Source organism: Bacteroides sp. AM37-9, assembly GCF_003603455.1.
GTDB classification, from domain to species: domain Bacteria; phylum Bacteroidota; class Bacteroidia; order Bacteroidales; family Bacteroidaceae; genus Bacteroides; species Bacteroides xylanisolvens.
On the sequence record NZ_QTNF01000037.1, the window covers coordinates 52,610 to 59,499 of the forward strand.

Here is a 6,890-nt window from a genome sequence, read left to right on the forward strand (position 1 = left end):
AATTTATTGCACATTCATCTTTATAGAGTCAATTGATGGGAATATCCGTATTGATTTCGTTCCCCCATCCGTCTACGTCCACATCAAAGCCGGAACCGGCTCCTCCTTCTGGTTTTACGTCCGGCACTTTTTCAGTACTGGCTTCCAGAATAAGCGTGACGCTCCCTGTTCCGTCGTCGTTTTCCGTTATTTTTACGTTGGTACAATCCCCTTCAAATTCAGTTTTTCCATCCACCAGTAATGCATCCAGATGCAGGTTGTTGTTATCAATAACGTTGAGACCGAATATTTCAAACTCACAACTCAACGTACCGTTGAAAGGAGAACCGGGCGAGAATTCCGGATTTGACGGTGTGAACTCCTGCGTCACCGTGTTGGCGGATGTTTTTCCTGTTGCAAGGAAAATAGATTCTGCCACTCCGCCCAAGCGGCAGGTTGCTGAACGTATGTTGTTCAGTCCTTCTATATGAAGCACGGCGGACACTTCGCGGGTCAGCTTTTTCGGAACGAAATGAAGGTGGTAAAGTCCGTCCGGCGTCTCTTCCGACGAACGTGAAGGAGCCGTCCGCCCGTAGGTGGTCTGGCTATAATTTCCCAGCATATCTTCCGTAACAGTGAAACCTTTCAGCGTGGCTGCCGCCAATTCATCGGGGGAGGAAATGATTGTGCGTGTTTCCACACGTGTCTTTTTGTCCACACGCGTCTCCACTTTGCGGGCATATGCTTCCAGTGTCTCATAACTGTTGCCACGGAAAGCAATGTTGCTGAAATCGTTGAACGAACGGTTGAAGACAATGATGTCATACACTCCCATCGGCAGGCGTACTGCGTCGCCCGAACGGTCACCCATCATGAAGATTTTCGGTTCGCCGCCATTCCGCGGATAGAACACGGCTGTGGCACCGTATTTTTGCTCTTTGTCGTCCAATCCCGAATCATTCCAGTCGGCAGTTAGGGTAATCTCCGATACTTCATAGTAGGTCAGGTCACGACGCTCGCAGGAGACAAGCAGGATGGAAACACATAAGAGACAGAAGAACAGTAGCTGTCCGCTGCTTGTTATTAACCACTTATCACTCATTTTATACCTCCTTTCCTCACTTTACGGTTCAACAGCCAGACGAGAGAGAGCTTGGCTTTTGTAGGGCCGAACCAGGTGTATTTGCCATTCTCCTGCCAGAGCAAGGTCTGGTAGTTGTCCCGTGCATGGTAATGCCGGTAATCGGTACGTAGCATACCAATACCTATATTGAATTCCAAGTGCAGATTGCGTGCAATCCGTGTTGCCCAGCCGTAACTGATGCCTGCAGCAATAAAGAATTCTCCTTGATAACCGTTCTCTTTCCACTGAAGGTCGTATTTACCTCCTCCGGCATATAACCCGAAGAAATGCCCGGTCAGCACTTCGCTATTCTCGCGCTTCTGATGGCTTCCCAACCAGTAGCGGCCTTCCAGACCGCCCATAAGGATTTGCATGGAGTACTTGTCGCCGTCGAACAGCCACCACGGGAACATATATTCACCATTTATGGACCAACGTTTGCCGATGGGGACTTCTATTTCTATATTCGGCATCATGGCGACGTCGAACAGAAGATTCGTTTTCAAGGCAAATAGCGGGCGTTTATTTTTTGCAAGCTGTTCCTGCTGTCGGACTTGCTCCATAGTTCGCCTTGTTTCTTCTGTCAAGGGATTCGGCAGATTATGCGCATACGGTTCTTGCCGTTGGTATTCCGGCTTTACACAGACAGGCTCGGGTAGAGCCGGCAGGGTGTCGGCATATAATTTGACCGTACAGATGGAAGCATTGCGCAAATAGCGTAATATCTTTTGGCGGATGTAATGGTAGGGAATACCATTATCCAGTTTTTTCAACTGCGCCTTGCGCTTTTCCGTTTCCGGTGTGCAATCAATGATTTGCAACACTTCTTTTTGTTTGGGCAGGTTCGCGTCTTCTGTTATCATACGGCGTAATTCCTGCCAGTTTTCACCTTGCGGACACGGAAGGATACGGCACTTGTCGAGGTGGGGATATTTCCATATCAGGTAATTCCTCACCGCATGAGAACGCCGCATTGCCAGGCGGTTGTTGTAGGACGGAACACCTTCGGGCGAAGCGAAAGACAGTATGTATATTGAATCTATCCGTGCGGTCGGAATACTGTCCGAGAAAAGTTCATCTAAACGGCGTAATGTGCGTCCATTGTCCATATAGCCACTGTCTACCAAAGCTTTGTCAAAGTGGAAATGAAGCAAGGCAGGCTTGACAGAAATTTCTTCGGTATGCCCCTCCTGTGCAAAGATATCAGCAGAAAGGGATAATAGTAAACCGAAAAGAAAAGCGAGGCGTTTTAAATATGTAGGTTTATTTTTCATAAGTTGATGTGTGTCATTTTTATGTGTACTATACGGTTACCAGTCGGATATTTTGATTCCTGTCAGAAGCATCCGCGTAACCTGGTTGAGCACGCCTGTCTTTTGAGCGACTTGCATATTCTGCAAATAGAGGGATTCGGGAGTAGGGCGGATACAATAAATAGGTTCGCCCAATGCTTCAAGTATATCTAATAAGGAAAGGTCGTTCAAGGAGCGGCACAATACGTAGGATGATATTATGTTTGCTTCACAGTTCGGTAACAATCGTATAATATGTCCTTCCTCTAATTTATGGAACAGATTTTCCCATTCTTCCTCTGTAAACCGGAAGTTGGCTGAACGGAAGTAGATACCTGTAGAAATATCATGCAGGATCGCTATTGCTGCTTGTGTGGCTTGTGTTAACATACTTTGCGTTTTAATTTATCTGTTACTTACCAAGTAACGGAAATACCCGTCTGAATTACTTACCAAGTAACGGCTGTTGTTCATAATTAAGCAGCGGTGAAAAGCGTTTTTTCGTAGGCTTGATTTATAATAGAAAGACTTTTCTGGCGGGAAAAGTGCATGAAAGAATGTTTCATTTTTGGAGTACAGAAATGAACTGGGGGCGTATGCCCTTAAGAAGCATAGTCGTGATAATATGTTGTTTTGTCAGGTTTTGTGTCAGTATATAGTTCTTTAATATTGAAAATAAAAGAAGATTTTACAATATATATTTGGATATATGAAGAAATATTCACTACTTTGCATCGTAAAACGTCCGTTACTTGGTAAGTAATAGTTTCTCTTTTAATCTGTTGTTATTTGGTCGTTTACGCTACTATCTTTTCTTTAGAACGTTTTACAACCGACATTATCAGTTCATCATTTGCGGCATCTACCTTTTCATTTTCGAAAGGTTTCAGATAAGTTTCTGTTACCTTGATGGACGAGTGTCCCAGGGCTTTGCTTATAATACCGATGGGAATGCCTGAGTAAAAGGCTAGTGTTGCCCAGGTGTGTCGTGCGGTGTACGAACTGATATTAGTGCCGGGGAGCAGCAATGCGGCCATTTTGGCTAGCTTGCGGTTGAATGTGCGTAAAGCCTGACGATAATTCTCGTATAGTTTCTTTTCGTTTTCTGTTGTTTCGTCAAGAATAGGAAAGAGATAACCGGAATCAGTTTTCTTGTTCCGGCATTTCTCAAACAGAGCAGTTGCTTCATGCGGAATGCGTACTACCATTTTCTTTCCGGTTTTGTGACGGCAGTAGGTGATACAGTGTTCCTTTAGGTCTTGTTTGCGCAGGTAGGCCATATCAATGAATGGCATTCCACGGAAAAGAAACATCAACAGAAAATAAGCGAGTACATTTTGTACGTCTTCGGGCAGTTTTTCAAAATCTGTGCGCAGTAATGTATTCATTTGCTCTTCTGTAAGCGACCGTTTGGACTGTGCTTCCACCTTTGTATATACACTATCAAACAGTCTGGCATCATAAGTCAGGTGCTTTGCTTCCACGAGCCTGTTGTAAACCGCTTTGAGCACTCGCATATAGGTGGAAACCGTGTTCCAGCTTGCATTTCTGCTTCGCAGCCATGCTTCGTACTCTTTCAGCTTGCCTGCCGTAAAAACGTCCGTTACCAGCATTTCTTCTGTGCCCTGTCCGCCGGAAAACTTCGTGAAAGAGTTTAGCGTGGCATTATAAGTATGTACTGCCGGGCGTTTCTTGTCTGCCGTCAACCTTTCAATCACCGACTTCATGTATGGTGACAGATGCACCATCTCAACATTCTTTTCTTCTTTATCCATAAATTTAAATTTTGATTTCCGCATCCCGCGGTCTTTTTTGAAACAGACCTACTGGGGAAATGTTTATGGATGCAAGATAAAGAATTTTATGGGCGAAGAAAACAAAAGATGTTTCAACTAGTTCCATTTTTTGTTTCATACCTTGAAACGAATGGTTTCCCGTAGTGAAACAGTTTGTTTCTCGGTGTGAAACGAATCGTTTCACCCTTTGAAACTTTTAGTTTCTAGCGCTTGAAACAAAAAGTTTCAGCAGGCTAGAAACTAGTTAGAACGCAGCTTTACCAATTATACTCATCCGTGTAACTGTCAAAGACCGGTTCTTCGGTGATACCTTTCCGGCGAAAAAGCTGGCGGATATAGTTTTGCTCTGCGGGGCTTAGGAAGCGTTCTTCGCGATAAAAGCGATAGTAAAGCGTTTTTCCGAAATGCCCGATCAGTTGTTGCTTGATGTTTGTTCCGTCCTTATAAGGTACGTTGTCCAGCAGGTGGCTGATACCCCATGCCACATGTATCTTTTCTGCGTTTTGGAAGTGGGGACAGTCAATTCCGGTGGCCGGAATACACATTGGGTTTACGATGCTGATATAGGACGTGTCAGCGGTAGTGAGAAGTGCAGCCACCCGACGCAGGCAGTTACAAGCTTTCGGACATTGCTCGTTGTAGCAGCGGGCGTAGTTGAAAGGGACTGTTTTGTTTTTTAATTTATTGTCGTTCATTTTATATTGTATATTACATACATGATTGACAAAGGTAGTGCTTTTATTGTGGAAAGGTACAATTTGAAAAAGAAAAAACGTGAAAGGATGGGTGAAGGGAACACCCTTCACCTATAAACTGCTTATAGATAGGATAATACAAGGAAAAGTGAAGGGTGAAGAGATTGTTCATTATAACTCTTCGCATACCCGCATTTCCATACCTTTATATACCACTACAATCTTGTGTAGTTGCGTGGAGCCAATAGCTTGTTTCACCGTGTCCGTGTCGGCATAGCGGTTGGCTTGGGCGATGGCTTCTTGACGCAATTCCTCCACACGGTTTTCAGAATCGCGATATTTGGCGTACTTCAACTCAACGATGTAGCTGTGCTTCATGTCAGAATATATGTCCAACATGGGACAGAGGAAAATATCGACGTAACCCGCTTGTGTATCTTGCTCGGAGATAGGACGGTAGAAGCGGTTTTGCGCAGTCATGGCCAAGGTGAAGCCGTGAACGAAGAATTCGCCCTTTTGCTTGTCACGCTGGGATGCATAACGTTTCAGGCAGTCGGCAATGTAATCGAAATAGGCTTGCCAATTGCCATCATAGGCGAGCTGGCTTGAAAGTTCGCTCTTTTCGTAGCTGCTGAAATTCAAGTCTGCGTCGTTGTAGGTATTCAGCAAATAAGTGTAGAGCTGCTCTTGAACCACCAGGTTCGGAATGGTCAGTTTGGTCTTGCCTTTATCTATTCCGCTAATGGTCAACATTCCGAAATAGTAGAGCAGGCTTATAAAATTGTCCGGATTGGTGATGTTGACGGCAGGGAAACCTTTCTTCAGTTCGCCAGTGATATAACCTTGACTCACTAAAGTTTGAATGACGGAAGCATCGTGTGCAAACTCCTTATCCTTTCGAATGAGCATACGCAGCTTTTCATAGTCGATACGTATATTATCTTCTATCATTTCTCGTGGTGCTTTGCCGTTATCTATGTAATTCTTCACGAAGTAGAGCACCATGTTGGAGTTGTACATGGTAGTTTCACCGTAACAATCCTGTGCGAAGCAATAATTGTCGTACCATGGTTTCATTATTTCCATCAGTTCGTCAACAGTATGGCGGAAAGGACTGTTCGTTGAATAATAAGTCAGCATTTCGCGCACTTCTTCTTCGGTGAACCCCATCATTTGGTTAAATTGGGGGGTAAGTGAGTAGTTCGTGCCGATGTTGAAGCCACTCGTCAGGTCATCCATCGTTACGGGGCTTACACCGGTGATGAAACAACGCTCTATGCTGGAATAAGTTCCTGCCTTCACCTTATTGAAGAAAGCACGCAGATAACCTTCGCCATGCGTTTCATCAGTGTAGCGGTGCAAGCTTTTGGCATCAGAAAGGATGGCGTTGGTGAAGTGGTCGTATTCGTCGATGAAGAGATACATTTTCTGTCCGGCACGTTCGCAGGCTTGATAGAGGTAGTCCAACTGCTCTACGGCCCCATTCACTTGGCGTAGTTCTTCCAGAGTCTCCGGTGGCAGAAGGTCGGCATATCTCTTGCAGAAGTTCATGAAAGTAATGCTGCAATGTGCATCCAGTCCCTTTCGATAATCGTTCAGTTCGCCGGTGATACCTGAAAAGTTGAGGTAAAGCACCAGATAGCTGTTGCGGTTTGCTGTGGGATGCTTCCCGATGTAGAGATCGCCGAATAAGTCGTTGAACTTATCGCGGGTACGCACATCGTAGTAGTGTTGCAGTACGTTCAGCGTGAGGCTTTTGCCGAAGCGGCGGGGACGGATGAAGAAAAAGAACCGGTCTGCCTGCTCTATCATAGGAATGAAGCGGGTTTTGTCTACATAATAATAGTCTTCGCGGCGGATGACTGCGAAGTTCATCATACCGTAAGGCAAACGCTTTCTGTTGGGTACTATATATTCCATTGGATCCATCTTCTGTCCTCCTGCTGATTTCTTATTTTAAATTCTGAACGGTTTCGTCTAACCGTTTGATGAATAAACATTTAAC

Annotated in this window: 6 protein-coding genes; all 6 read right to left on the reverse strand. The window is 44.9% G+C overall.

Annotation, left to right across the window (positions count from 1 at the left end; translation table 11 throughout):
• Positions 1 to 28 precede the first annotated feature (28 nt).
• Complete coding sequence (locus DW862_RS21065) at positions 29 to 1,081, reverse strand: DUF5119 domain-containing protein (RefSeq protein ID WP_118408112.1); 1,053 nt, start codon at positions 1,079 to 1,081, stop codon at positions 29 to 31.
• Positions 1,078 to 2,376 (reverse strand): DUF3575 domain-containing protein, encoded by a 1,299-nt coding sequence (locus tag DW862_RS21070; protein WP_120070252.1) that lies wholly within the window; start codon positions 2,374 to 2,376, stop codon positions 1,078 to 1,080. Before DW862_RS21070 ends, DW862_RS21065 begins: the two co-directional genes overlap by 4 nt.
• A 36-nt stretch (positions 2,377 to 2,412) precedes the next feature.
• Positions 2,413 to 2,784 carry a hypothetical protein gene (locus DW862_RS21075; protein ID WP_004314687.1) on the reverse strand — a complete coding sequence of 124 codons (372 nt, stop codon included), beginning with the start codon at positions 2,782 to 2,784 and terminating at the stop codon, positions 2,413 to 2,415.
• A 407-nt stretch (positions 2,785 to 3,191) separates the two neighbouring features.
• Positions 3,192 to 4,193 (reverse strand): tyrosine-type recombinase/integrase, encoded by a 1,002-nt coding sequence (locus DW862_RS21080; RefSeq protein ID WP_120070256.1) that lies wholly within the window; start codon positions 4,191 to 4,193, stop codon positions 3,192 to 3,194.
• A gap of 254 nt (positions 4,194 to 4,447) precedes the next feature.
• Positions 4,448 to 4,885, reverse strand: a complete 438-nt coding sequence (locus DW862_RS21085) for a DUF6078 family protein (RefSeq protein ID WP_008021877.1) — start codon at positions 4,883 to 4,885, stop codon at positions 4,448 to 4,450.
• 171 nt (positions 4,886 to 5,056) lie between these two features.
• A complete protein-coding gene (locus DW862_RS21090) occupies positions 5,057 to 6,814 on the reverse strand; it encodes an AAA family ATPase (protein ID WP_008770908.1) in 1,758 nt (585 codons plus the stop codon).
• Positions 6,815 to 6,890: the final 76 nt, after the last annotated feature.

Bases quoted from the DNA above. Each gene is read 5' to 3' on its own strand.
- DW862_RS21065 (WP_118408112.1), bottom strand. From the start codon at position 1,081: ATGAGTGATAAGTGGTTAATAACAAGCAGCGGACAGCTACTGTTCTTC.
- DW862_RS21070 (WP_120070252.1), bottom strand. From the start codon at position 2,376: ATGAAAAATAAACCTACATATTTAAAACGCCTCGCTTTTCTTTTCGGT.
- DW862_RS21075 (WP_004314687.1), bottom strand. From the start codon at position 2,784: ATGTTAACACAAGCCACACAAGCAGCAATAGCGATCCTGCATGATATT.
- DW862_RS21080 (WP_120070256.1), bottom strand. From the start codon at position 4,193: ATGCGGAAATCAAAATTTAAATTTATGGATAAAGAAGAAAAGAATGTT.
- DW862_RS21085 (WP_008021877.1), bottom strand. From the start codon at position 4,885: ATGAACGACAATAAATTAAAAAACAAAACAGTCCCTTTCAACTACGCC.
- DW862_RS21090 (WP_008770908.1), bottom strand. From the start codon at position 6,814: ATGGATCCAATGGAATATATAGTACCCAACAGAAAGCGTTTGCCTTAC.